Below are 25,497 nucleotides of genomic sequence, written 5' to 3'. Positions count from 1 at the left end.
TTGGGGGCGGAAACTACATTTCGTCGTAGTCCAGAACCACCTTGTCGCTGATCGGGTAGCACTGGCAGGAAAGCACGTAACCGGCTTCCACCTCGTAGTCTTCCAGAGCAAAGTTCTGGTCCATCTCCACTTCGCCTTCCACCACCTTGGCGCGGCAGGTCGAGCAGACGCCGGCCTTGCACGAGTAGGGCAGATCGGCGCCTTCCTCGTTCCCGGCATCGAGGATGCTCTTGGTATCGCGCACCAGCGGGAAAGTCAGGGAGCGGCCATCCGCAATCACGGTCACTTCGCTGATCGACTGGGGATCGACGTGGGCCGGATCCCGGTCTTGCCGGGCCTGGGGAACACCGCCAGCCGGGGTAAACAGTTCGAAGTGGATCTTGCTCTTTTCCATGCCGTGGTTCAGCAGGGAGTCCCGCACGGTTTCGGTCATCAACTGTGGGCCACAGATGAAGGCGGCAGTCAGTTCCTTGGCATTAATCCAGTGGTCGAACAGCTTGTCGCACTTCTCGTGATCGATGCGACCGTTATACAGGTCAATGTCCTGCTCTTCGCGGGTGAAGATGTACACCAGGTTCAGGCGTGACATGTACTCGTTCTTCAGGTCCTGCAGCTCGTCACGGAACATGGTGCTGCTGGTGGCCTTGTTGCCGTAGAACAGGGTGACCTCACTCTTAGGCTCGGTCTCCAGTGTGGTTTTCACGATCGACAGAATCGGTGTGATGCCACTGCCGGCGGCAACGGCCAGGTAATTGCCTTCACGCTCCGGGTCCAGATCGATGGAAAAATGACCCTGGGGAGGCATGACTTCGAGTGTCTGGCCGGGCTTGAGCTGCTCATTGGCGAACGTGGAGAAGCGACCACCGGGAACCTGTTTGACGGCAATACGCAGTTCCTGGTCGTTGACGCTGCGGCAGATCGAGTAGGAGCGGCGGACTTCCTCACCATCCAGCTTGGTGCGCACGATCAGGTGCTGGCCCTGCTGGTAATGGAACTTGTCTGCCAGATCTTCTGGCACGTCAAAAGCAAGTGATACGGCGTTTCTTGTTTCAGGTCTGACCTCTTTGAGGGTCAGTGAGTAGAATTTGTTCATGATCGTATCGGCTCTAGATGCATTTGAAATAGTCGAAGGGCTCGAGGCATTCCTTGCAACGGTAAAGGGCTTTACAGGCGGTGGATCCGAACTCGCTGACCCGTTCGGTGTCCTTGCTGCCGCAGTGAGGACAGGCAATGACTTCCGGCTCCCCGAGCAGGCTCATCTTGCTCGAACTGCCCTCAGGCGGCGCGATGCCGAATGCCCGAAGCTTCTCTTTGCCTTCGTCTGTGATCCAGTCGGTGGTCCAGGCAGGGGTCAGCACCTGTTTGATTTTCGGATCCCGGAAGCCTGCGGCCCGCAGGGCCTCGGCAATCAGTTCCTCAATCAATTCGGTGGCTGGGCAACCGGAGTAGGTCGGGGTCACATCAACGGACAGCTCTTTGCCATCCCAGTGAACCGCCCGGACAATGCCGAGCTCCACGACACTGACTGCCGGCACTTCAGGGTCTTTGACCTCTTCAAGCAGTGCCCAGATGTCGTCCTCTGTCAGCAGATCGGGGCGGGCATTGGCCGGCACCCGATCACTGGCAATCAGAATGTCGACAGCTGACCGGCTGTCTGAATCACCATGTTGTGGCATCGGGATAGGCCCTCTGCAGGAACTGCATTTCTGCCAGAATGAAACCAAGGTGTTCGGTATGCTCGCCGTGCTTGCCACCCATGTACATCCACGCGTCTTCCGCGCCCGGCGTCAGGGTTGCCTGGGTGAGTACCTCGTTGACCATGCCGCGCCAGTCTTTGGCCAGCTGGTCAGGATCCGGGCCAATGCCCGCCTCAGCCATCACACGATCGGTGTCGTCCGGAGTGATCAGCTCACCGGTAAAGCGCCACAGGATATCGACAGCCTCCTGCATGCGGCGGTGGCTTTCTTCGGTGCCATCGCCCAGACGCTTCACCCACTCCGAGGAACGACGCAAGTGATAGGTCGCCTCTTTCAGCGCCTTGGCAGCGATGCCGGCAATGCGCTCGTCGCTGGATTCGGTGAGGCTCTTGAGCGTGAAGTAGTGGTACACGTCGAAGAAGAACTGACGACCCATGGTGACCGCGTAGTCCTCGTTGGGCTGCTCGGTCATCAGCAGATTGCGATACTCATGCGCATCGCGGCGAAATGCCAGTTTGTCGGCATCACGGCCATCATTGATCAGCTCGGCTGCGTACTCGTACCAGTTGCGGGCCTGACCGACGAGGTCGAGGGCAACGTTCATCAGTGCCATCTCTTCCTCAAGTGCCGGAGCCTTGCCGCACAGTTCGCACAGGCGCTGACCCAGGATCATGTCGGAATCCGCCAGGCGCAGCAGGTATTCCTTTAATGCTTCTGCTTGTGTCATTGGTACCGCTCCTTACATGTGTCCGACTTCATCGGGCAGCTTGTAGAAGGAAGCGTGCCGGTAAACCTTGTCTTCCGACGGATCGAAGAGTACTTCCTTCTCATCGGATGCGGAGGCCGTGATAGCGTCGGAGGGAACCACCCAGATACTTACGCCTTCGTTGCGGCGGGTATAAAGGTCACGGGCGTTTTCCATGGCCATCTCGGCGTCAGCGGCATGCACGCTGCCCACGTGTTTGTGGTTCAGGCCGTGCTTGGACCGCACAAAGACTTCGTAAAGGCGCCATTCAGACATGTTGTGTTCCTCCGGTATCAGGCGGCTTGTGCGCGCTGTTTTTGTTTTTCGGCGTAGGCGACGGCCGCTTCACGGACCCAGGCGCCTTCGTCAATTGCGTTTTTGCGAGTTTTGATGCGCTCGCGGTTGCAGGGACCGTTGCCCTTGAGAACGTCGTAGAATTCCTGCCAGTTGATCTCACCGAAATCGTAGTGGCCGGTTTCTTCGTTCCACTTCAGGTCCGGATCCGGTGCAGTGCAGCCAAGGAATTCGAGCTGCGGCACGGTCTGGTCAATAAACATCTGGCGCAGTTCGTCGTTGCTCTTGCGCTTGATCTTCCAGGCCATGGACTGCTGGGAGTTCGGGGACTCGTCGTCATGCGGTCCGAACATCATCAGTGCCGGCCACCACAGACGGTTAATGGCGTCCTGCACCATGGCTTTCTGTTCCTCGGTGCCTTCGCGCATCATGTCCAGCAGGATCTGGTAACCCTGACGCTGGTGGAAGCTTTCTTCCTTGCAGATGCGGATCATGGCGCGGGAATAGGGGCCATAGGAGGTACGCTGCAGCACCACCTGGTTAACGATGGCGGCGCCGTCTACCAGCCAGCCAACGGCACCCATGTCCGCCCAGTTCAGGGTCGGGTAGTTGAAGATGCTGGAATACTTGGCTTTGCCCTGGTGCAGCTTTTCGATCTCTTCGTCACGGTCGGCACCCAGGGTTTCCATGGCGCTGTACAGGTACAGGCCATGGCCCGCTTCGTCCTGAATCTTCGCCATCAACTGGAGTTTGCGCTTGAGCGTCGGTGCACGGGTTACCCAGTTGCCTTCCGGCAGCATGCCAACCACTTCAGAGTGAGCGTGCTGGGAAATCTGGCGGATCAGGGTCTTCCGGTAGCCTTCCGGCATCCAGTTTTTGGGTTCGATCTTGGTTTCGGCGTCGACCTTTTCCTGAAACTCGCGCTCTTCGGGCGACATTTCCTCTTTGGTCTTCAGGCGCTTGGCGCCGGTTTCAACGAGCTGGGCGTACATAAACAATTACCTCCGGATCGGGCTTGTTGTTCTGTTGTCCGTGAACAGAGATCCCTCAGTAAGGACTGAAGGCCAATGACTCCATATTATATGATACTGAATAAATATCAAGAACTGTCTTTGTGTGTCATGTTATATCTTAAAGCTTCCTTTTAGGCTCTTATATTGCTGATTTGCATAATAAAAAAAGTGATACGTGAGAAAATGCTATTGAGATCAGCAAAAGGAGAGTCAAATTAAATCGGCAATTCTGAGGTAAGGAAGACAGGTAGAGGCGCGAGAGTCAGTGGCATCCGCTGCCGGCTGACTCTCCGCTGGTCGGTCGGGTTTACTTGTTACGGCGGTCGAAAACGCGCTTGGCCTTGCCTTCTGAGCGAGCCAGGCGATTGGTTTCCACCACCTCGACACGGGTGCTGATCCCGATGTAGGACTTGATGTGGTGCGCCAGTTCCTTGGCTGCCGCGGCACGACTTTCGGGGGTGTCGGTTACGCCCGGTTTCAGCTCGGCACGGATGTCCACGCAGTCCAGGTTGCCATCCTTGTAAACCTCGATCTCGTAGTGAGGCGCCAGGGACTCGCACTTCAGAACCTGTTCCTCGATCTGGCTGGGGAACACGTTTACACCGCGGATGATCAGCATGTCGTCGCTGCGGCCGGTAATTTTGTCAATCCGGCGCATCGGACGCGCTGTGCCCGGGAGCAGGCGGGTGAGATCTCGGGTGCGGTAGCGCAGAATCGGCAGGGCCACCTTGGTCAATGATGTGAAGACCAGCTCACCGTATTCACCGTCAGGCAGTACTTCGCCGGTTTCCGGATTGATGATTTCCGGATAGAAGTGATCTTCCCAGATGGTCGGGCCATCTTTGGTTTCAATGCATTCCATGCCCACGCCCGGACCCATAACTTCCGACAGGCCGTAGATATCGAGAGCCTCGATGCCCAGGCGCTCCTCGATCTCTGATCGCATGGCGTTGGTCCATGGCTCTGCGCCGAAAACGCCGAGCCGCAGGGGCAGTTTATGGGGATCAATGCCCTGACGCTCCATTTCGTCGGCGATGTTCAGCATGTAGGACGGCGTTACCATGATGATGTCCGGTTCGAAATCCTTGATCAGCTGGACCTGCTTCTCGGTCTGGCCGCCAGACATCGGAATGACCGTGCAGCCAAGGCGTTCGGCGCCGTAGTGGGCGCCCAGACCGCCGGTGAAAAGGCCGTAGCCGTAAGCTACATGGACCTTGTCGCCACGGGAGCCGCCACCGGCCCGGATGGACCTCGCCACAATGTCGGCCCAGGTGTTGATATCACTCTGGGTGTAGCCGACCACGGTTGGCTTGCCGGTTGTACCACTGGAGGCGTGCACCCGCACCACATCGGACATGGGTGTGGCAAACATGCCGAACGGGTAGTTGTCTCGCAGATCCGCCTTGGTGGTGAATGGCACCTTGGCCAGGTCTTCCAGCGAGTTGATGTCCATGGGTTTCAGCCCCAGGTCATCAAACGCTTTGCGGTAAAAAGGCACGTTGGTGTAGGCATGGACAACGCTCCAGCGCAGACGCTGCAGTTGTTCGTGGCGCAGCTCATCAATGCTGGCGGTTTCCATGCGGTCAAGTTTGCCAAGTTTTTGCAGTGGTAAGGTCATGGTTCTGTCCTGCGTTGTTCTTGTCGAATAATGGTCTTTGTTCTTGTTGACGGGTGGCTTCAGGCCACCGCATCCGCCCGTTCAATGATCAGGGCGATGCCCTGGCCAACGCCGATGCACATGGTGCACAGGGCATACCGGGCTTTCTGGCCGGCGGCGTGGCGACGCTCCAGTTCGTTCAGGGCAGTGGTTACCAGCCGGGCGCCGCTCATGCCCAGGGGGTGGCCAAGGGCAATGGCGCCACCGTTCGGGTTTACGTGCTCGGCATCATCCGGCAGGCCGAGATCCCGGGTTACCGCCAGGGCCTGGGCTGCGAAGGCTTCATTCAGCTCAATCACATCCATATCGGCCAGTTCCAGACCAGCCGTGGCCAGAACCTTTCGGGTGGCCGGTGCCGGGCCAAAGCCCATGATCCGTGGCTCCACACCGGCGGTTGACATGGCAACAATCCGGGCGCGGGGCTTGAGGTTGTACTGTTTGAGGGCGTCGGCTCCGGCCAGCAGCAGTGCGCAGGCGCCGTCGTTCACGCCGGAGGCATTGCCAGCAGTGACCGTGCCGTTTTCGCGGAAAGGGGTTGGCAGCGAGGCCAGCTTTTCAAGGCTGGTCTCCCGGGGATGCTCGTCGGTGTCCACCACCAGTGGGTCCTGCTTGCGGCGGGGAATGGTTACCGGCGTGATTTCAGCGGCCAGCCGGCCTTCTTTCTGGGCAGCCGCGGTGCGCTGCTGGCTGCGCAGGGCGAACGCGTCCTGGTCTTCCCGGGAAATGCCGAAGTCGGCCGCAACGTTTTCCGCCGTCTCGGGCATGGAATCAATGCCGTATTGCTTTTTAAGTACCGGGTTTACAAAGCGCCAGCCGATGGTGGTGTCAAAAATCTCCGCCTTGCGACTGAATGCAGAGTCGGCCTTGCCCATAACGAAGGGAGCGCGGGACATGGATTCGACGCCGCCGGCAATCATCAGCTGGGTTTCGCCGGTACGGATGGCCCGGGCGGCGCTGCCGACCGCATCCATACCGGAACCGCACAGACGGTTGATGGTGCTGCCCGGTACGTCGACCGGCAGGCCTGCCAGCAGCAGGGACATGCGGGCAACGTCGCGATTGTCTTCACCGGCCTGGTTGGCACAGCCATAAAGAACGTCGTCAATTTTCGACCAGTCCAGATCCGGATGGCGTTCGGTAAGCGCCTTGATGGGAATGGCGCCCAGGTCATCTGCCCGCACGGCGGAAAGGGCACCGCCGTAACGACCGATGGGGGTGCGGATGGCATCGACGATGTAGGCGTCTTTAAGGGTATTGTCGGTGCTCATGCAGTTTCCTCCGAATTACGTACGGTGCCACGAACCTCATAGGAGCGGCCCCGGAACAGGGCAACCTTGCGGCCGTCCTGATTGGTTAGTGTGATGTCGTAAACGCCTGTGCGGCCGCCGCGGGCCTGTTCTTCGGCGGTGGCAGTCAGCAGGTCGCCCTCCTTGGCGCCGTACATGTAATCAATGCTGCAACCGGAGGCCACGGTGGCCCGGTCATAGCTGTTACAGGCAAACGCAAATGCCGAATCGGCCAGGGTGAACAGGTAACCGCCGTGGCAGGAGCCGTGGCCCTGGATCATGTCGCCGGTGACCGTCATGGTGAGCACTGCCTTGCCCGGGGCAACGGACTCGATGTTCATGCCCAGTCTCTGGCTGGCGCGGTCCCGCGCGAACATGGCCTTGGCGCATTCTTCGGCGAGTACTTGCGGATCCATCTCGCTCATGAATAAAACCCCTTCTGTGCAAATGCGTTCTTCCGGAGCAGCAGGGCAGGGCGATAGCGGTCTTCTGCATAGCTGGTCTGGATGTTGGTGAGCACCTTGAACACGTGGCCTGCGCCGAGGCGGTCGCTCCAGCTCAGGGGGCCGTCGGGATAGTTCAGGCCCGCTTTCATTGCCAAATCGATATCCGCGATTGTCGCCACACCGTGCAGGGCGGCATCGGCAGCTTCGTTGGCCAGCATGGCAACGGTGCGCATGATGACCAGGCCGGGGCGGTCAGCGATCAGGCTGACGGCAATACCCGCTTTCTGCAGTAAAGCACAGGCGCAGGAAACTGCTGCTTCGGAAGCCTGGTCGGCTGGCGCCAGGGCAAGCCTGGAGGCTTTGCTGTAGTCGAAGGCCAGATCAAACAGCACCAGATTGGAAACGCCATCGCTGGCAGCGCGTTCCGTAGCCATTCGGCCGTCGGTGAGTGCCAGTACCGCATCGCCAAAACGGATCTGCCCCGGACCGTCGCGCTCGACAATCGTCAGGCCGGCAGCCTTGAGACGTTCCAGCAGCGGAGCAGCCGCACCGGGATTGCCCTCGGCAATGACCACGGACTCATCGGATTGATGTGCCGGCTCGGTCTTTGGCTGCGGCTTTTCCGCACTCTCGTCATAGGGATAGAATCCGTGGCCGCTCTTGCGTCCCAGGCGACCAGCTTCCACCAGTTCTTTCTGGATCAGTGACGGCAGAAAGCGGGGGTCCTGATAATAGGAATTGAAGACCGAGTTGGTCACCGCGTAATTGACGTCGTGTCCGATCAGGTCGGTCAGCTCGAATGCGCCCATGCGGAACTGGCCGGCTTCGCGGATAATGGCATCCAGTGTGGCGGCGTCGGTGGCCTGTTCCTGCAGCAGACGGAGGCTTTCCGCGTAAAACGGACGGGCCACGCGGTTGACGATAAAGCCGGGAGTCGATGTCGCGTAGACCGGTTTCTTGCCCCAGGCGGTTGCCGTGGCATGAACGGTATCGGCGACGGCCTGGCTGGTCGCTAGCCCCATGACGACTTCTACCAGAGCCATGAGGGGCGCCGGGTTGAAGAAGTGCATGCCTACCAGGCGCTCGGGCTTGTTCATTTCAGCGCCGAGGGCCGTCACAGAGATGGAGGAGGTATTGGTGGCGAGGATCGCATCCCCGCCACACAGGTTCTCGAGGTTCGCCAGCAGCTGACGTTTGATCTGGAGATCTTCGATGATGGCCTCGATCACCAGCCCGGCGTCTGCGACGTCATCAAGCTTTGCAACCGGGTGAATCCGGCCGATAACATCGTCCAGCTCCTGCTGCTGCATCTTGCCTTTGTCGACACGACGTTGAAGCTGTTTGGCGATACCGTCACGGCCCGCCTCGGCGGCACCCTCTCTCTGGTCGTGCAAGTAAACCTGATGGCCTGCCTGGGCGGCCACCTGGGCAATGCCGGAGCCCATGGCGCCGGCGCCGACGACGGCAACTTTGGTTTGGGTGTCCAGTGCCGGCATGGCTTATTTCCCCTTGAAGTTCGGCGTACGTTTTTCCATGAAGGCGCCAACGCCTTCACGATAGTCCTCGGTCTGCCCGGCCATGCGCTGAAGGTCGCGCTCCAGATTGATCTGCTCTTCAAAGGTGTTGCTGGCACTGGCGTGCAGTGCCCGCTTGATAAGCGCAAGGCCCTTGGTGGGTTGGGTCGCGAAATGACGGGCAAGTTTCATGGTTTCTTCCATGAGCTGCTCGTTATCAACACAGCGCCAGATCATGCCCCAGTTTTCGGCCTGCTCGGCGCTGATCTTCTCACCCAGGAGTGCCATGCCTTTGGCCCGGGCCATCCCTGCCACGCGGGGCAGTGTCCAGGTGCCACCGGAATCAGGCACCAGGCCCAGCTTGCAGAAGGCCTGAACGAAATTCGCAGAACGGGCTGCAAGAGTAATGTCGCAGGCCAGGGCGATATTGGCGCCTGCGCCGGCCGCCACGCCATTCACGGCACACAGAACCGGCATGGGCAGATCACGCAGGCTACGCATCAGCGGGTTGTAGTAGTTCTCCAGTGAAGCGCCCAGGTCCGGCATTTCCTGATCCGGCGAGACGCTGCGGTCGGAAAGGTCTTGCCCCGCGCAGAAGCCCCGACCTGAGCCGGTAATGACCAGTACACGGACAGACTCATCCTTGCGCACGGTGCTGATAGCATCGCGCATGCGTTCGTGCATTTCGACATTGAAACTGTTCAGGTTGTCCGGACGGTTCAGGGTAAGCAGAGCCACGCCCTGATCGATTTCAAGAAGAATGCTCGGCTGAGTCATGGCGTTGTTGTCCTGTTGTTTGTTGTAGGGGGATAGCGTGAAAGGTGTCCTTGATCGGCACGGTGCTATCGATCGTGGAAAATGAGTATATCTTAGAATTGATACTCGTCAAGGATTGTGCTTGCCTGGTTTTGTATCACTTTAGTCGATCGTGCTAGAGTTCGAATTCTATGTCTCTGAAAAATCGATAAAAATTTTTATGGGCTTTGGGTGAGGCAGGCAAAGGATGGTGGATTACGGACTGAAAACAGCTGCCAGGGTATGAAAAAACTCCCGGAAAAGGATAATGTGATACAGAAAATGAATCACAATAGCTTTTCGGGTCCCACGTTCAGTCCGGTGTATGGCTGATCACTGCCGGACCTGGCCAACCAGGAGATCGCTATGCCCAGCTACAGTATAGAAGGCGTTGTTCCCGTCGTTCACCCGTCCGCCTATGTGCATCCCACGGCCGTTCTGATTGGCGATGTCTGGATTGGGCCGGATTGCTATGTTGGGCCGGCGGCTTCGTTACGTGCGGATTTCGGACGGATCGTTCTCAAGCAGGGTTCCAATGTCCAGGACACCTGCGTGATGCATGCCTTCCCGGGCATGGACACGGTTGTCGAGAAGAATGGCCATATCGGGCACGGGGCGATTCTCCACGGCTGCATCGTCGGCGAGGATGCCATGGTAGGAATGAACGCGGTGGTGATGGACGAGGCCCATATTGCCCCTCGTTCCATCGTTGGCGCCTGCGCCTTCGTAAAAGCGAAGTTCACCTGTGAGCCAGGCTCACTGATCGTTGGCTCACCGGCCAAGGTAATGCGGATGCTCAGCGATAAGGAAATTGCATGGAAGAAGAAGGGGACTGAAGAATACCAGCGGTTGACGCTTCGGTCCCTCGCCAGCCTGCAGGAAGTTCAGCCACTGGAAGAAGCAGAGCCTGATCGGGCCCGTGTCGATGCAAGTGGCTACAAGCCCAAGTACGAGCAGTCCGAGTGACAGGCGACGCCGGGTGGTGCGGGGGGGCTACAATCCGGCGTCCTTGACGTTCTCCATCACCACAAAGGTACTCGTCTGCAATACATGGGGCAGGGCCGAAATCTCTTCCCCCAGAACCTGCCGATATTCTTGCATGTTGCGGGTTCTGACTTTGAGCAGATAATCGAAATTTCCGGCAATCATGTGGCATTGCTCCACCGCCGAGACATTCTGGACGGCCTTGTTAAAGGCGGAGAGAGCGCCGCTGCTAGTGTCATTCAAAGTGACCTGGGCAAAGGCAATATGGCTGAGGCCCAGCTTCGTCTGGTTCACCAGGGCCGTGTAGCCGGTAATGAACCCCTGTTCTTCAAGGCGACGCATCCGAACCTGGCAGGGGGTTTTGGAGAGGCCCACCCGGGACGCAAGCTCGGTTACCGTAATCCGGGAGTTCTTCTGCAGCTCGCGGATAATGGATTGGTCTATTCGATCCAAATCGGCCATGTTGTCTGTTCCGGGTTAAATTAACGGCTAAATGATGTGCCAAATATAATCGAAACTCCTCTAATCCGAAACTATATGGTCTAAGTGACTTTCTGGGCTTGCGTATACTGGTAGCTCAATCAGCCCAGTGTGAATGTTGACCAAGTCCGGAGAGTTTCGATGACCGATTCCCGCGCATTACAAAAACAAACCCTGCTGGAACAGCTTGCCGACGTCCTCCAGAACCAGGCGTCTGACAACGACGACTCCCTCGAGCTCCGGGAGATCGTGGCCCGGATGGTGGAGGAATCCCGATCCTGGGACGACGACCTGCATGGCGAGCTGGTCCGGAGTTTTGGAGATTCGATTGGCGGGCGCTACGCCCAGGTGTTCAGTGGCGGTTTTCCCTCCGCCTACCGGGCAAGATTTGCGGTGGCTGAAGCCCTGGCCGATATCGAGCAGATCCAGTCCATCGCGGTGAGCACCGATGTCCCCATGCGCTTTTACCAGCCGCGGGATCCGGCCGAGACGGGATTCCACTTCAAACTCTACAGTGAAGGCCAGCCGGTCGTTCTCTCAGACGTTATCCCGATTCTGGAGAACCTGGGAATGCGTGTTCTGGGTGAGCATCCCTATCGGGTCCGTCGCCGGGATGGGGAAACCTTCGGGGTCAGTGATTTTACCGTCGAGCTCCACGACAGGTGCCGGGCGGCCGATCTGGGCACTGCAAGGCCGTTGATCCAGTCAGCGTTCCGGGAAATCTGGAACGGCTTTGCCGAAAACGACGATTTTAACCAGCTGATCATGTTGTGCGGCCTCGGCTGGCGTGAAGTGGCGTTGATCAGGGCCTATGCCCGCTATATCAAGCAGATTCGATTCGGTTTCAGCCAGCCCTTCATCGCAGAGACCCTTGCCCGTCATCCGGATATTACCTCGCGGCTGGTTGCATTCTTCTTCAGCCGTTTCGAGCCCACTATCAAAGGTCGGAAGGGAAAAGCCGAAAGGCTGGAGGCTGAGCTTCGGGATTCCCTCGAAGCCGTGGCAAGCCTGGACGATGACCGCATTCTCCGGCGCTTCTTTATGCTCATCCGGGCAACGCTTCGAACCAACTATTTTCAGACCCGGGAGGATGGAGGGTTTCCTTCCTACCTGTCGCTGAAGCTGGATCCGTCGTCGATTCCGGATATTCCACGCCCGACGCCGAAGTTCGAGATTTTTGTCTATTCGCCGCGGATTGAAGGTGTACACCTGCGCTCGGGGCCGGTGGCCAGGGGCGGGCTCCGTTGGTCTGACCGGATTGAGGATTACCGCACGGAGATTCTTGGTCTGGTGAAAGCCCAGCAGGTGAAGAACTCGGTGATCGTGCCCGCGGGCGCCAAGGGTGGCTTCGTGGTGAAACAGCCGCCACGTGACGGCTCACGGGAGGCTCTGAGGGAGGAAGGTGTCGCCTGCTATCAGACCTTTATAAGAGGGCTTCTGGATATCACCGACAACCTGGATGATGGTCAGGTGGTCCCCCCGCACAACGTGGTTCGATATGACGGCGATGATACCTATCTGGTGGTCGCCGCCGACAAAGGCACTGCCACGTTTTCCGACATAGCGAACACCCTGGCCGCAGAGTACCGGTTCTGGCTGGGCGATGCCTTCGCCTCTGGCGGCAGCGAGGGGTATGACCACAAGAAAATGGGCATTACCGCCCGGGGCGCCTGGGAATCGGTAAAGCGGCATTTCCTCGAAAAAGGCACGGATACCCAGTCCGATGAGTTCACGGTGGTCGGTATCGGTGACATGGGTGGGGATGTGTTTGGCAACGGGATGCTGCTGTCAGACCGGATTCGCCTCGTGGGTGCGTTCAACCACCAGCATATTTTTGTGGACCCGAATCCGGATGCCGCGGCGTCGTTTCGCGAGCGACAGCGACTGTTCAATCTGCCTGGCTCCTCCTGGGCCGATTATGACACCGGGTTGATCAGCGATGGCGGCGGGGTGTTCTCGCGTTCCATGAAATCCATCCCGGTGTCTGCGCAAATGCGTAAGGTGCTGGGCATAAAGGCTCGAAGCCTGTCGCCGGCGGATCTGATCAGCGCTCTGCTGAAAGCACCCGTAGACATGCTGTGGAACGGTGGCATTGGTACCTATGTGAAAGCACCCTCGGAGTCCCACGAGGATGTGGGCGACAAAACCAATGACGCTCTGCGTATCGACAGCACCGAGCTGCGCTGCAAAGCTCTTGGTGAAGGCGGCAATCTGGGTGTGACCCAGAAGGCCCGGATCGACTTCGCCCGTCGCGGCGGCTCCGTGAACAGCGACTTTATTGACAATGCCGGTGGCGTCGACTGCTCGGACCACGAGGTAAATATCAAGATCCTGCTCAACGACCTGGTGCATCGGCAGTTGATGTCGCTTCCGGAGCGAAACCGGATGCTCAGGGCCATGACCCCGGAAGTGGCTGAGCTTGTTCTCCGCAACAATTACCGGCAGGCCATGGCGCTCAGCCTGGCCCAGAACCCGGCGGTTGCCACTGTTGACCAGTATGATCGCCTGATGCGCAGGCTTGAAGCTGAGGGCAAGCTTGACCGTGGTCTTGAATTTCTGCCTTCTGACGAGGAGTTGCAGGCCCGCCGCGAACACGGGGGAGGTCTGACACGGCCGGAGCTGGCGGTTCTGGTTTCCTACGCAAAGATTGAGCTCAAGCAGGCCCTGGTCGCATCGCCAATCGTCCATGACACGCGCTTCAACTCGGCCCTGCACTCGGCCTTTCCTGCCTCCCTGCTGGCCGCTTTCCCGGAAGCGGTCGAATCTCATCCCCTGCGTGCCGAAATCTCGGCCACGCAGATTGCCAACGATATGGTGAACCGCATGGGCATTACCTGGTTCGACCGTATTCGCAGTGCCACGGGGGCAGATGTCGGCCGGATTGCTGCGGCCTACCTGATCTCCCTGCGAATCCATGACGTAGACGCCCACTGGGAGGCTATGGAATCACTGGATGGAAAAGTCAGCGCAGACGTTCAGGCAGACCTGTTTGCCGATGCCATCCGACTGGTCACCCGCAGCACCAGTTGGCTGCTGCAAAACCGCCGGCAGGCATTGGACCCGGTTTCCTGCATTGATCATTACCGGGCCCCGATGGCGGACGTTTTGGCCTCCAGAAGCCGCCTTGAATCGGTGATTCCTGCAAGTCGGTGGTATGACCGCTATGCTGAGTACTGTGAGCGGATGGTTCCCGAGGACTTATCGGCCTGGTGTGCGTCCGCAGAAAGCCGCTACTGGCTGATGGATATGATCGAGATCGCCCGTCAGCTGGGTGAGGATCTGGAATCCGTAGCCTGGGTCTATTTCACTCTTGGTGAAAGTCTAAACCTGACCTGGCTGGACCGGCAGATGCGAGCGTTCCGGGCGAATGGCCACTGGCAGGTACTGGCGACCATTCACTTCCGCGACGAGTTGGATCATCAGTTGCGGAACCTGACGTTCAGCGTGTTTTCCGAGCCGGTGGAAGGTGAGGGAACGCCGGAAAGCCGTCTCGAGTCCTGGCGCGAGGACAAGCGGATGTTGCTCGCCCGTTGGGAGCGGATGCTGAACGACATGCAGGCCGCCAATGATGTGGATTGTGCTGTTTTCTCGGTGGCACATGGCGTCCTCAGAGAGCTGGCAATGAAAGCCGCTTAGAGGGCGAAGAGAGGCAAAACGCCCTAAAGACAAGGTTTTGGAAGAAAAATATTAAATTTTCATTATCTAAAAAAGCCGTAATGGGGCGCTTGTCCGAATTTTATAGAGAAATAGTCTTTGTTGATCTCGGTAGAATGCGGGAGAGACAAACAACTAAGAGGGTACAACTATGAGACCGCAGCAATCACAGACGCCCGAGCTTGTCGATAGCCGGCAGGCGATTCGTGATTATTATCTCGCTGACGAGCACAAGGTTATCCACGAGATGATTGCTGGTGCCCAGTTGTCCCAGGCCGAGCGCGATGCTATCTCTGCCCGTGCGGCTGAACTGGTGCGTAGCGTTCGCAAGAATGCCAAGTCCACCATCATGGAAAAATTCTTGGCGGAGTATGGTCTGACCACCAAGGAAGGCGTGGCACTGATGTGTCTGGCGGAGGCGCTGTTGCGTGTGCCTGACAACACGACCATCCATGAATTGATCGAGGATAAGATCACCTCCGGCGCCTGGGGTACCCACGTGGGCAAGGCGTCGTCTGGACTGATCAACACGGCCACGGTCGCCTTGCTGATGACCAGCAACCTGCTGAAGGATTCAGAGCGCAATACCGTGGGCGAAACCCTGCGGAAACTGCTCAAGCGCTTTGGTGAGCCGGTCATCCGCACCGTTGCCGGCCAGGCCATGAAGGAAATGGGCCGTCAGTTCGTGCTGGGCCGTGATATCGAGGAAGCCCAGGATGAAGCCAAGGAATACATGGCCAAGGGCTATACCTATTCCTACGACATGCTGGGTGAAGCCGCCCGCACCGATGATGACGCCAAGCGTTACTACGACTCCTATTCCAATGCCATCGATAGTATTGCCAAGGCGAGCAAGGGCGATGTCCGTAAGAATCCCGGCATCTCTGTAAAACTCTCTGCCCTGTTGGCCCGTTACGAATACGGCAACAAAGAGCGGGTGATGAACGAACTGCTGCCCCGGGCCCGCAAGCTGGTCAAAAAGGCAGCAGCCGCCAACATGGGCTTCAACATCGACGCCGAGGAGCAGGATCGTCTGGATCTTTCCCTTGATGTGATCGAAGCACTGGTTGCCGATCCCGAGCTTGCGAACTGGGATGGCTTCGGCGTGGTGGTCCAGGCCTACGGCAAGCGTTCTTCGTTCGTCATCGACTGGCTCTACGGCCTGGCTGAAAAATACGACCGCAAGTTCATGGTGCGACTGGTAAAAGGCGCCTACTGGGATGCCGAGATCAAGCGTGCCCAGGTAATGGGCCTGGACGGCTTCCCCGTGTTCACTCGTAAGGCCTGTAGCGACGTGTCGTTCCTGTCCTGCGCCACCAAGCTGCTGAACATGACGAACCGCATTTACCCGCAGTTCGCCACCCACAACGCCCATTCGGTTTCCTCCATTCTGGAAATGGCCAAAACCAAGGGTGTGGACAACTACGAGTTCCAGCGTCTGCATGGCATGGGCGAGTCCCTGCATAATGAGGTTCTGAAAGTCAGCGGCGTGCCCTGCCGTATATACGCGCCTGTCGGTCCTCACAAGGATCTGCTGGCGTATCTGGTGCGTCGTCTGCTGGAGAACGGTGCCAACAGTTCCTTCGTGAACCAGATCGTGGACACCAGCATTACCCCTGAGGAAATTGCCAAGGATCCGATTGTCAGCGTTGAGCAGATGGGCAAGAACATCTCCAGCAAGGCGATCGTTCATCCGCTCAAACTGTTTGGCGATCAGCGTCGCAACTCCAAGGGCTGGGATATCACCGATCCGGTCACGGTCAACGAGATCGAGAAGGGTCGCGGTGCCTACAAGGACTATCGCTGGAAGGGCGGTCCGGTGATTGCCGGCGAAGTGGCCGGCACCGAAGTGCAGGTAGTGCGCAATCCGGCGGACCCGGACGATCTGGTCGGCCATGTAACCCAGGCTTCGGACGCTGATGTGGACACCGCGATTACCGCTGCTGCAGCTGCGTTCAAAAGCTGGTCCGAGAAGTCCGCTGAAGAGCGCGCAGCGTGCGTTCGTAAGGTCGGCGACCTGTATGAGGAGAACTACGAAGAGCTGTTCGCCCTCACCACCCGTGAAGCGGGGAAATCGCTGCTGGATGCGGTGGCGGAAATCCGTGAAGCGGTCGACTTCTCCCAGTATTACGCCAACGAGGCCATCCGCTATAAAGACAGTGGCGATGCCCGCGGCGTCATGGTGTGTATTTCCCCCTGGAACTTCCCGTTGGCCATCTTCACCGGGCAGATCCTGGCCAACCTGGCCGCAGGTAACACCGTGGTGGCCAAGCCGGCGGAGCAGACTTCGCTGTTGGCCATTCGCGCAGTGGAACTGATGCACCAGGCCGGTATCCCGACGGATGCCATCCAGTTGGTGCCGGGCACCGGCGCCACCGTGGGTGCGGCCCTGACCTCTGATTCCCGTGTCAGTGGCGTATGCTTCACCGGCTCTACCGCCACCGCTCAGCGCATCAACAAGGTGATGACCGAGAACATGGCGCCGGACGCGCCGCTGGTGGCGGAAACCGGTGGTCTCAACGCCATGATCGTGGATTCCACGGCACTGCCGGAGCAGGTGGTGCGCGATGTGCTGGCCTCCTCTTTCCAGAGTGCCGGCCAGCGTTGTTCGGCCCTGCGCATGCTTTATGTGCAGAAAGACATTGCCGATGGTCTGCTTGAGATGCTGTACGGCGCCATGGAAGAACTGGGCATCGGTGACCCCTGGTTGCTGTCCACGGATGTGGGGCCGGTGATCGACGAGAATGCCCGCAAGAAAATCGTGGACCATTGCGACAAGTTCGAGCGCAACGGCAAGCTCCTGAAGAAGCTGAAAGTTCCCGAGAAAGGGCTGTTTGTTTCGCCGGCGGTTCTCAGCGTCAGTGGTATTGAGGAACTGGAAGAGGAGATCTTCGGGCCGGTATTGCATGTGGCCACATTCGAGGCGAAGAATATCGAGAAGGTGGTGGATGACATCAATGCCAAGGGCTACGGCCTGACGTTTGGTATCCACAGCCGTGTCGATCGCCGGGTTGAGCGCATCTCCAGCCGGATCAAGGTGGGTAACACCTATGTGAACCGGAACCAGATCGGCGCCATCGTGGGCTCCCAGCCCTTCGGTGGTGAAGGCCTTTCCGGCACAGGTCCCAAGGCTGGTGGTCCCCAGTATGTTCGTCGTTTCCTGAAAGGTGAAACGGTTGAGCGTGAGGCGGATTCCGGCGCCAGGAAAGTGGATGCCAAGCAGTTGCAGAAGCTGATCGGCCAGCTGGATAAGCTAAAGGCGCCCAAGCCGGATGCCCGCATGGAGGCCATCAAGCCAATCTTCGGGGACGTTCCGGCGCCGCTCGACGCTCACGTGGAAGAGCTGCCCGGGCCAACCGGTGAGACCAACCGCCTGACCAACCATGCCCGTGGTGTGGTGTTGTGTCTGGGGCCGGATAAGGAAACTGCTCTGGAGCAGGCCGGCACCGCGTTGTCACAAGGTAATAAGGTGGTGGTGATTGCGCCGGGTGTTCAGGACACCGTGGACCAGGCCGCCAATGCCGGACTGCCAATCACTGGCGCGGAAGGTCTGCTGGAGCCGGAGGCACTGGCAACCGTCGACGGCTTCGAGGCGGTGGTCAGCTGCGGCGTTCAGTCTTTGCTGAAGGCCTATCGTGAGGCATTGGCCAAGCGTGATGGCGCGTTGCTGCCGCTGATTACAGAACACACCCTGGATCAGCGGTTTGTGATCGAACGTCACCTGTGCGTCGACACAACTGCAGCGGGCGGTAACGCCAGCCTGATTGCCGCCTCCGAATAATCGGCGGCAATCAGTAACAAACGCGCCCGGCGTCAGTCAGCCCTGATGCCGGGCGCGTTTGTTTTCAAGCGTTGGTTAAACAGCATCCGGCGGCCTTCGGCCTCGGCAACGTCCGAAAGATAGAAACTCACCGATGACCCCGGCCCCCTCTGGGCCAGAAGGCCCGCATCCAGGGCACTCAGACAGCCGATTTTCGGGTAGCCGCCGATGGTTTGCCGATCCTTCATAAGAACAATCGGCTGGCCGTCGCTGGGCACCTGAATGGCGCCATAGGCGATCCCCTCCGAGACAATTCCGTCCAGGTCCGAATGAATGGCGTCGCCCTTCAGGCGGTAGCCCATGCGGTCGATATTCTGGCTGATTTCATAGTCGCAGGAGAAAAACTTCATTCGCTGAACGGCAGGGAAACTTTCGTACTGGTAGCCTGGAATTACGCCCAGGCGGAGATGCTGCTGGTAATCGGGGATGTCTGATTCGGGCAGAAACGCTTCAACAAATGCTGCGTTTCTCTCAAACTCCAACCTGTCACCTTTTGCCAGCTTCGCTCCCTGGCCATCGATGCCGCCCAGGCCTTCACGGCTGACGGTAGCGCAACTGCCCAGTTTCATGGCTGGCTTGAATCCGCCGCTGACCGCCAGATAGGCCCGCAGGCCGCTCATCGGCGCGGTGAAGTCCAGCCGGTCACCCGCGCTGATCTGATGGGTGCGCCAGGGCTCAATGGCCCGACCATTGATGCGGGCGCCCAGATCGCCGCCGGTAATGGCAATGCAGGCATCATGGTTCGCCTTCAGGCTGAACCTGCCAAAGGTGATTTCGATCTGGGGGGCATTGAGATCATTGTTCAGCAGTCGGTTCGCCCAGAAAAACGCAAACTCGTCCATGGGGCCACCTGTTGTCACCCCCATATGCTGGTAGCCGTAGCGGCCGGCATCCTGAATAAGGGCGAGCATTCCGGGTTCGAGGACTTCAAAGCTCATCAAGGTTGCCTCCCAGCTCGAGGAATTCGTCCCGGCTGATGGCGCGAAAGCGCACCTGATCGCCCACCTGTACCAGCGCCAGCGAGTCGCTGTCCCAATCAACCATTTTCTGCGGCGTGCGGCCAATGATCTGCCAGCCACCGGGGGTGCAGCTCGGGTAGATTGCGGTTTGGGTACCCGCGATGCCGACACTGCCGGTAGGGACTTTCAGTCGGGGAGTGGATTTCCGGGGAATGGCAATCCGTTCGTCGGTACTTCCCAGGTAGGCAAACCCCGGAGCGAAGCCGATGGCGTAGACCTGATAAAGCTGTTCACTATGGATGCGAATGACCTCGTCCCGGGACAGGCCGGCATGCCCGCAGACATCTTCCAGGTCCAGCCCCACTTCCGGATCATAGTAGACGGGCAGCTCGACGATCCGGGCTGAATCGTCCCCGGTGGAGTCATTGTCGTCGGCGTCTATCACTGCGCGCACCCTGCGGGTGATGGCAAACCGGTCAGCCTTGTCCAGATCCCAGGTTACCAGGATCGACGTGTAAGACGGCACCAGGTCGATGATGAGGTCTGACATATCGCGCCGCAGCCGGTCGCTGGCCTGTTTGACCAGGCCCGCAGATTCCGCCCCAATCTGGTCGCCAAAATACACCATGCAGGTGTTTTCGTTGACCGACTCGATCTTCATAGTGCCTCAACAACTTTCCGCATGTGCCGCGCGGCATCGACGGCATGGTAGCTGTCACCGTGAATACAGATTGTATCGGCCTTGATCGGAATGCGTTTGCCTGAAATTGAGGTGACAGTGCCGTCCCGGATAATCTGGGTGACCTGTTCTTCAATGGCTTCTGTGGTTTCGTGGACGGCACCGCGTACCGACCGTTTTACCAGTTTGCCCTCGTCGCTGTACGCGCGATCGGAAAAGGCCTCGAACCAGACCTCAATACCGTACTCATCCGCCCGGTCCTTGACCTGTTGCCATTCGGGGGTTGCCATAACCACCAGCGGGCATTGCGGCGCATAAGAGCGCACTGCGGACATAACAACGGATAGCGTGGTGTTGTCCACCATCATCCGGTTATAGAGAGCCCCGTGGGGCTTCACGTAGGAAATGGAGGTGCCATGCACCTGACAGATCCCGTTCAGTGCGGCCATCTGGTAAACCAGGATGGCCTTGAGCTCGTCCGGCCGGCAGTCCATGTCGCGGCGGCCGAAACCGAGAAGGTCCGGGTAGCCGGGGTGGGCCCCGATGGTGACGTTCTGGGCCAATGCCAGCTTGACCGTGTGATCCATGGTCAGCGGGTCGGATGCATGAAACCCGCAGGCAATGCTGGCCATATCAATGTAGGGCATGACTTCGGCATCCATACCCTTGGTCCAGGTGCCGAAGCTCTCACCCATATCGCAGTTGAGTTTCATTGTGTACCTCCGAAAAACGTTGTTGCCTGCGTCATCCCTGGCTCATGGTCTGGGGCAGGTAAGTGACAATCTCCGGGAACCAGCCGATCAGGAAAAGCGCCGCCATGATCAGCAGGAAGAACGGCAGGGCTGCCCGGGCCACATAGAGTATGTCCTTTCCGGTCAGGGCCTGGATGACGAACAGGTTGAAGCCAACCGGGGGCGTAATCTGTGCCATTTCAACCACCAGTACAATAAAGATTCCGAACCAGAGCAAATCAATGCCAGCCTGTTGAACCATTGGCATGACAACCGCGACAGTCAGAACCACAACTGAAATTCCGTCGAGAAAACAGCCGAGAAGGACGAACAGCACTGTCAGGCCGATCAGCAGCTCGAACGGCGACAGGGACATGCTGCCGATCCAGGCGGCCAGTTCCCGCGGAATACCCAGGAAGCCCATGGCCAGGGTCAGAAAGTGGGCACCGACGAGAATCAGGCCGATCATGCAGGAGCTTTTCACCGCCCCCAACAGGCTGTCCTTGAAACTCTGGATGCTGAGTGAACCGGTTGCGGCCGCGATGATCAGCGCGCCGAACACACCCAGTGCAGCGGCTTCGGTTGGCGTGGCAAAACCGGTGTAGATAGAACCGAGTACGAAAATGATCAGGCCAACGATCGGAAGCAGCATCTTCAGGGCCTTGATCTTGACCGAGAACGCCAGGTTTTCCTTTTTGGTGGTTGGCAGCTGATCCTTGTTAAGCTTGGCCCAGATCATGGTGTAGCCCATGAACATGGCGACCAGCATCAGACCGGGCAGGGCGCCGGCGATAAACAGGCGGCCAATGGAAACCTCGGCGGCCACGCCATAAACAATCAGAATAATGGAGGGCGGAATCAACAGCCCAAGCGTACCGGAGCCGGCCAGGGTGCCCACCGCCATCTTGTCGCTGTAACCCTGGGCTTTCAGTTCTGGCAGAGTCATTCGGCCGATCGTTGCGGCAGTGGCTGCGGAAGAGCCGGAAACAGCCGCGAAAATGCCGCAACTCAGAATGTTTACATGGAGCAGTTTGCCCGGCAGCCCGCCCATCCAGGGGGCCAGGCCTTTGAACAAATCCTCGGACAGTCGCGTACGGAACAGAACCTCCCCCATCCAGATGAACATGGGCAGGGCTGTCAGAGACCAACTGGTACTGGCGCCCCAACTGGACGTGGCGAACAGCAGGCCGATCTGATCGTTGCCGGAGAGCAGCAGGCCCAGAACGCCGACACCAACCAGGGTCAGGGAGACCCACACGCCTACGGCAAGCATCAGGATCATCGCAACTGCCAGGACAATCGAGAGAAATGCGATATCCATTACACTTCCTCCAGATTGAGCTCGTCTTCATGCTGCTGGTAGGACGGTGTGCGCTTGCGAATCACGGCAACCAGGTCGTCCAGGATGGCAATGTTGAGTGCCGTCATGCCCAGTGCAACCGGAACCTGCGGTATCCAGATGGGGATCGGGATATAGCCGTGGGACACCTCCTCGAAGATGTAGGATTCCCACACCATGTGCCAGCAATAGAACGTCATGTAGCAGGCGAGCCCGAACCCGAAAACAAGTACGACCAGCTCCTGCCAGAATCTCGGCCGTGCCGACCACTTCTGGATAACCAGAGTGACGCGGATATGGCCGCCGTTATGAAAGGTGTAGGCAAGACCGAAGAAAGTGGAGGCGGCAAGAGCCCAGCCGGACACGTCTTCCGCTGAGGGAATGATAAAGCCGAACAGGCGGCCGACGATCTGCGCCAGAATAACGACCATGATCAGGGCGATGCAGAAACCAGCAGCGTAGCCGGATGCCAGATAAAATTTCTCTCGAAGAGAGTTCATAACGGATGCCTCCCGGAACAGCCTCCCGAAGACTCAGGAGGCTTCCGTTGAGTGAACTTTTAGCGGTAGTTGGACAGGATGGCGCCGACTTCTTCCGGTGCTTCCTGTTCCCACTCTTTCACCATGATGTCACCGATCTTCTGGAGCTCGGCCATCAGTTCATCAGACGGCTCGGAAACCGTGATGCCATTTTCAGCCAGGGTGGCAGTGTCCTCTGCCGCGGTCTTGAGAACGCCTTCCCAGCCTTTGGCCTCGGCAGCGGCGGCCGCATCCAGGATGACCTGCTGCTGCTCATCGCTCAGGCGACGGAAGGCGCGCTTGTTGACGACTACGACGTTCTTGGGAATCCAGGCCTTGATGTCGGTGTAGTGGGAAAGGTAATCCCAGGCCTGCCCGTTGGCACCTGTTGACGGCGAGGTGATCATGGCGTCGATGATGCCGGTGCTGAACGCCTGCGGGATCTCGGGTACCTGAACCGTTGTCGGGGTGGTGTTCATCAGGTCAGCCAGACGCGATGTAGAGGGGCTGTAAGCTCGCATCTTCAGGCCTTCCAGATCTTCCAGCGTGTTAATCGGGGCTTTGGTATACAGGCTCTGTGCGGGCCAGGGCACGGTATACAGCAGGGTCATGCCCTCCTTGTCCAGTTGCTTCTCGATCTGTGGCTTGGCGGCTTCCCAGAGTCGTTTGGCATCTTCGAAGCTGGTTGCCAGGAACGGAATATTGTCGTGTTTGAACACCGGATGGGTGTTACCCATGATGCCGATGAAGATTTCACCCAGTTGTACCTGGCCGGTTCTCACGGCCCGGGGGATCTCCGGGTGCTTTACCAGGGATGCACCGGAATGAACGGTGATGGTGATATCACCATCGGTGCCGTTTTTGATGTCCTCGGCAAAACCGTAGGCGATCTGGGTAGGCAGATTGGCGTCGCCGTAGGGCGTTGGCATGTGCCATTGATCGGCCTGAACGGCTGAGGTAAGCAGCGCCCCGGTAACCAGGGTGGCTGTGGCGAGTTTTTTGAACATAACGAATCTCCCGTGTTTCTGTTTTTTATCGTTTAAAAGGAACTGGGGCTTCAGAGTACCGCCAGTTCTTCATTCAGCCGCTCGGTAAGCAGCATTTTTCCCGGTACGTGGGTTATTGCGAAAGGCAGGCGCGCGTTCTCGAGGGCCAGTTGCGGGGTAACCCCGCAGGCCCAGAACAGCGGAAGCTCGCCCGGCCTGATCGTTACCGGATCTCCAAAATCAGGCTGGTTAACGTCCCGGATGCCAATGAGGGCCGGATCGCCGATGTGAACCGGTGCACCGTGGGCCTTTGGCAGGCGGGTCGTGATCTGTATCGCGCGGATCGCATCCGCACCGTTGAACGGGCGCATGGAGACCACCATGTTGCCACTGAACCGGCCCGCGGGCCGGGTAGCTATGTTCGAGCGGAACATGGAAACGTTCCGTCCCTCGTCCACGTTCCGGACAGAGAGGCCGGCCCTGATCAGGGCATCTTCAAACGAGAACGAGCAACCCAGGACAAAGGTCACCAGGTCGTCCTGCCAGAGGCTCTTGAGGTCCGTGACTTTCTCCGCCCGCTCGCCATTCCGGAATACCTGGTATTCCGGTACATCGGTCCGGATATCCAGATCGTGTCCCAGGTCTGGGAGGCTGGGGTCACCGGGTTGAGACATGCCAATCAGGGGGCAGGCAACCGGGTTATTCTGACAGTATAGGAGAAAATCGCCGGCCCATTCGGACGGCAGGATGACCACGTTCCCCTGGAGCAGGCTGTTGGCCAGGCCACTTGTGGGCGCTGTGTGGGCGCCCGAACGAATGCGGGCGCGTACTTCTGAGGCCTGATCAAGCAGGTTGTTCTTGAAATCGGAATACGCACCGGTGTGCATGACGGTAACCCCTGATTGAAATTGTTTTTTACAACTAAATTTCAGGGTATACCGGCTGGTGAAAAAGTCTAATTATCGTTTTTTAGGTCTGGTGATAAGTTTTCGTGATGTGTTGTCCGGTTGTATTCGTCGGAAACCATCACGCCAAGGTTTGCTGCGAGTTCGGCAATCGGGTTGAAAGGGGCACCGGAATAAGACGCGGTGAAGGCGAGCTCGGAGGGCGTCCACGAGGTGTTGAGCTGGACCAGACGACCGCTTTCCAGTTCATGCTTGATCACGCTCAGCGGAAGCGTGGAGATACCAATGCCATCCAGGGTCAATTGCCGGCAGGCTGCCAGCGAGCTTGACGAATAGAAGCGCGCTGGCAGGTCATCCAGCTCACTGAATTTCTGGCTGATTTCAGCAAAGGGTTTGGTGTTTCTGGCATAGGTTATGACGGGCCACTCGGCGAGCTCTTTGAGTTTCAAAAGCCTGTCTGGAAGATTCAGCTCCGGGCTGGCCACCCAGATCAGCGGGAAACTGCACAGCGCCCGATTCTCAATTTTCGGCTCGGATACGGGGCCCATCAAAAAGGCCAGATCCAGGCTCCGATCCAGCAAGCCGGATCGAAGGTTGCCGGAGACATCCACCGTGATTTCCACATCCAGATTGGGGGCCGTTTCATGCAGTTCCCGGAAAAAACGTGGCAGCCAGGAGTGAACGATGGTTTCGGAAACGCCAAGTCGAAGAATGCCTGACAGCGAGGCCCCACGGTCTGCGCGCTTGCGCAGCTGCTGGGCCATAAAGACGATTTTCTCGGCGTAGGGCAGGAGTTCCTGGCCCTTGCTGGTCAGTTTGCTGTGGCCGGATTCGCGCTCGAACAGCCTGACTCCCAGCTCTTCTTCAAGAGCCGCGATACGGTTGGAAATGGCCGGCTGGGTGGTGTGCTGGTGCTCTGCAGCCTTGCGAAAGCTACCCAGCGTGGCAACCCAGATAAAGGTCTCCAGACGCTTGAAGTTCATTGATTCCCGGAC

22 protein-coding genes are annotated in these 25,497 nt (G+C 58.5%); 3 read left to right on the top strand and 19 right to left on the bottom strand.

Features of this window, described 5'->3' with window-relative positions; all coding sequences use genetic code 11:
- Nucleotides 1-13 precede the first annotated feature (13 nt).
- The 10 genes from paaE to paaG all read right to left on the bottom strand — a co-directional run bounded on the left by paaE (nucleotide 14) and on the right by paaG (nucleotide 9,429).
- A complete protein-coding gene (paaE, locus tag ACO06L_RS08110; RefSeq protein WP_202347785.1) occupies nucleotides 14-1,093 on the bottom strand; it encodes a 1,2-phenylacetyl-CoA epoxidase subunit PaaE in 1,080 nt (359 codons plus the stop codon).
- Nucleotides 1,094-1,106: 13 nt separating this feature from the next.
- Nucleotides 1,107-1,676: a 1,2-phenylacetyl-CoA epoxidase subunit PaaD gene (gene paaD, locus ACO06L_RS08105; RefSeq protein WP_202347784.1), complete on the bottom strand. Its 570-nt coding sequence runs from the start codon at nucleotides 1,674-1,676 to the stop codon at nucleotides 1,107-1,109.
- On the bottom strand, nucleotides 1,660-2,424 hold the full coding sequence (paaC, locus tag ACO06L_RS08100) for a 1,2-phenylacetyl-CoA epoxidase subunit PaaC (RefSeq protein WP_064228182.1): 765 nt from the start codon (nucleotides 2,422-2,424) through the stop codon (nucleotides 1,660-1,662). Before paaC ends, paaD begins: the two co-directional genes overlap by 17 nt.
- 12 nt (nucleotides 2,425-2,436) lie before the next feature.
- Nucleotides 2,437-2,718 (bottom strand): 1,2-phenylacetyl-CoA epoxidase subunit PaaB, encoded by a 282-nt coding sequence (paaB, locus tag ACO06L_RS08095; RefSeq protein ID WP_014577967.1) that lies wholly within the window; start codon nucleotides 2,716-2,718, stop codon nucleotides 2,437-2,439.
- 17 nt (nucleotides 2,719-2,735) lie between these two features.
- Entirely contained in the window at nucleotides 2,736-3,728 is a 993-nt protein-coding gene (paaA, locus tag ACO06L_RS08090; RefSeq protein ID WP_202347783.1) for a 1,2-phenylacetyl-CoA epoxidase subunit PaaA, read from the bottom strand.
- Nucleotides 3,729-4,056: 328 nt separating this feature from the next.
- Nucleotides 4,057-5,367: a phenylacetate--CoA ligase PaaK gene (paaK, locus tag ACO06L_RS08085; protein ID WP_202347782.1), complete on the bottom strand. Its 1,311-nt coding sequence runs from the start codon at nucleotides 5,365-5,367 to the stop codon at nucleotides 4,057-4,059.
- A gap of 59 nt (nucleotides 5,368-5,426) precedes the next feature.
- Complete coding sequence (gene pcaF / locus ACO06L_RS08080) at nucleotides 5,427-6,674, bottom strand: 3-oxoadipyl-CoA thiolase (protein ID WP_202347781.1); 1,248 nt, start codon at nucleotides 6,672-6,674, stop codon at nucleotides 5,427-5,429.
- Nucleotides 6,671-7,117, bottom strand: coding sequence for a hydroxyphenylacetyl-CoA thioesterase PaaI (gene paaI / locus ACO06L_RS08075; protein ID WP_202347780.1), 447 nt, complete (start codon nucleotides 7,115-7,117; stop codon nucleotides 6,671-6,673). The genes pcaF and paaI overlap by 4 nt, the downstream gene beginning before the upstream one ends.
- Entirely contained in the window at nucleotides 7,114-8,634 is a 1,521-nt protein-coding gene (gene paaH / locus ACO06L_RS08070) for a 3-hydroxyacyl-CoA dehydrogenase PaaH (protein ID WP_202347779.1), read from the bottom strand. The genes paaI and paaH overlap by 4 nt, the downstream gene beginning before the upstream one ends.
- A gap of 3 nt (nucleotides 8,635-8,637) precedes the next feature.
- Complete coding sequence (paaG, locus tag ACO06L_RS08065; RefSeq protein ID WP_202347778.1) at nucleotides 8,638-9,429, bottom strand: 2-(1,2-epoxy-1,2-dihydrophenyl)acetyl-CoA isomerase PaaG; 792 nt, start codon at nucleotides 9,427-9,429, stop codon at nucleotides 8,638-8,640.
- A 384-nt stretch (nucleotides 9,430-9,813) separates the two neighbouring features.
- Between paaG and paaY the strand changes: the two genes are divergently transcribed.
- Nucleotides 9,814-10,413: a phenylacetic acid degradation protein PaaY gene (gene paaY, locus ACO06L_RS08060; RefSeq protein ID WP_064228187.1), complete on the top strand. Its 600-nt coding sequence runs from the start codon at nucleotides 9,814-9,816 to the stop codon at nucleotides 10,411-10,413.
- Nucleotides 10,414-10,440: 27 nt separating this feature from the next.
- On the opposite strand, the gene ACO06L_RS08055 is transcribed toward paaY, so the two are convergent.
- On the bottom strand, nucleotides 10,441-10,893 hold the full coding sequence (locus ACO06L_RS08055) for an Lrp/AsnC ligand binding domain-containing protein (protein ID WP_064228188.1): 453 nt from the start codon (nucleotides 10,891-10,893) through the stop codon (nucleotides 10,441-10,443).
- A gap of 159 nt (nucleotides 10,894-11,052) precedes the next feature.
- Between ACO06L_RS08055 and ACO06L_RS08050 the strand changes: the two genes are divergently transcribed.
- Together ACO06L_RS08050 and putA are read left to right on the top strand one after the other, a co-directional pair.
- Complete coding sequence (locus ACO06L_RS08050; RefSeq protein WP_202347777.1) at nucleotides 11,053-14,547, top strand: NAD-glutamate dehydrogenase; 3,495 nt, start codon at nucleotides 11,053-11,055, stop codon at nucleotides 14,545-14,547.
- 169 nt (nucleotides 14,548-14,716) lie between these two features.
- Nucleotides 14,717-18,346 (top strand): bifunctional proline dehydrogenase/L-glutamate gamma-semialdehyde dehydrogenase PutA, encoded by a 3,630-nt coding sequence (gene putA / locus ACO06L_RS08045; RefSeq protein ID WP_202347776.1) that lies wholly within the window; start codon nucleotides 14,717-14,719, stop codon nucleotides 18,344-18,346.
- Between the two features lie 32 nt (nucleotides 18,347-18,378).
- Here putA and ACO06L_RS08040 read toward each other — a convergent pair whose 3' ends face one another.
- The 8 genes from ACO06L_RS08040 to ACO06L_RS08005 form a co-directional block, all read right to left on the bottom strand.
- Nucleotides 18,379-19,323: a biotin-dependent carboxyltransferase family protein gene (locus ACO06L_RS08040; RefSeq protein ID WP_202347775.1), complete on the bottom strand. Its 945-nt coding sequence runs from the start codon at nucleotides 19,321-19,323 to the stop codon at nucleotides 18,379-18,381.
- Nucleotides 19,313-20,005: a 5-oxoprolinase subunit PxpB gene (pxpB, locus tag ACO06L_RS08035; RefSeq protein ID WP_202347774.1), complete on the bottom strand. Its 693-nt coding sequence runs from the start codon at nucleotides 20,003-20,005 to the stop codon at nucleotides 19,313-19,315. The genes ACO06L_RS08040 and pxpB overlap by 11 nt, the downstream gene beginning before the upstream one ends.
- Nucleotides 20,002-20,736, bottom strand: a complete 735-nt coding sequence (locus tag ACO06L_RS08030; RefSeq protein WP_064228193.1) for a 5-oxoprolinase subunit PxpA — start codon at nucleotides 20,734-20,736, stop codon at nucleotides 20,002-20,004. Before ACO06L_RS08030 ends, pxpB begins: the two co-directional genes overlap by 4 nt.
- A 31-nt stretch (nucleotides 20,737-20,767) precedes the next feature.
- A complete protein-coding gene (locus ACO06L_RS08025; RefSeq protein ID WP_064228194.1) occupies nucleotides 20,768-22,075 on the bottom strand; it encodes a TRAP transporter large permease in 1,308 nt (435 codons plus the stop codon).
- Nucleotides 22,075-22,593, bottom strand: coding sequence for a TRAP transporter small permease (locus ACO06L_RS08020; RefSeq protein WP_064228195.1), 519 nt, complete (start codon nucleotides 22,591-22,593; stop codon nucleotides 22,075-22,077). The genes ACO06L_RS08025 and ACO06L_RS08020 overlap by 1 nt, the downstream gene beginning before the upstream one ends.
- Before the next feature lie 59 nt (nucleotides 22,594-22,652).
- Nucleotides 22,653-23,618 (bottom strand): TRAP transporter substrate-binding protein, encoded by a 966-nt coding sequence (locus ACO06L_RS08015; protein WP_202347773.1) that lies wholly within the window; start codon nucleotides 23,616-23,618, stop codon nucleotides 22,653-22,655.
- Between the two features lie 50 nt (nucleotides 23,619-23,668).
- Nucleotides 23,669-24,484, bottom strand: a complete 816-nt coding sequence (locus ACO06L_RS08010) for a putative hydro-lyase (RefSeq protein WP_064228197.1) — start codon at nucleotides 24,482-24,484, stop codon at nucleotides 23,669-23,671.
- A gap of 68 nt (nucleotides 24,485-24,552) precedes the next feature.
- The gene (locus ACO06L_RS08005; protein ID WP_202347772.1) at nucleotides 24,553-25,485 is read right to left on the bottom strand and encodes a LysR family transcriptional regulator; all 933 of its coding nucleotides are present in this window, start codon (nucleotides 25,483-25,485) and stop codon (nucleotides 24,553-24,555) included.
- Nucleotides 25,486-25,497 lie beyond the last annotated feature (12 nt).

Origin of the sequence: Marinobacter sp. (assembly GCF_965229985.1) — a bacterium.
Taxonomy (GTDB): Bacteria; Pseudomonadota; Gammaproteobacteria; order Pseudomonadales; family Oleiphilaceae; genus Marinobacter.
This window is presented reverse-complemented; position numbering and strand designations above follow the sequence as displayed.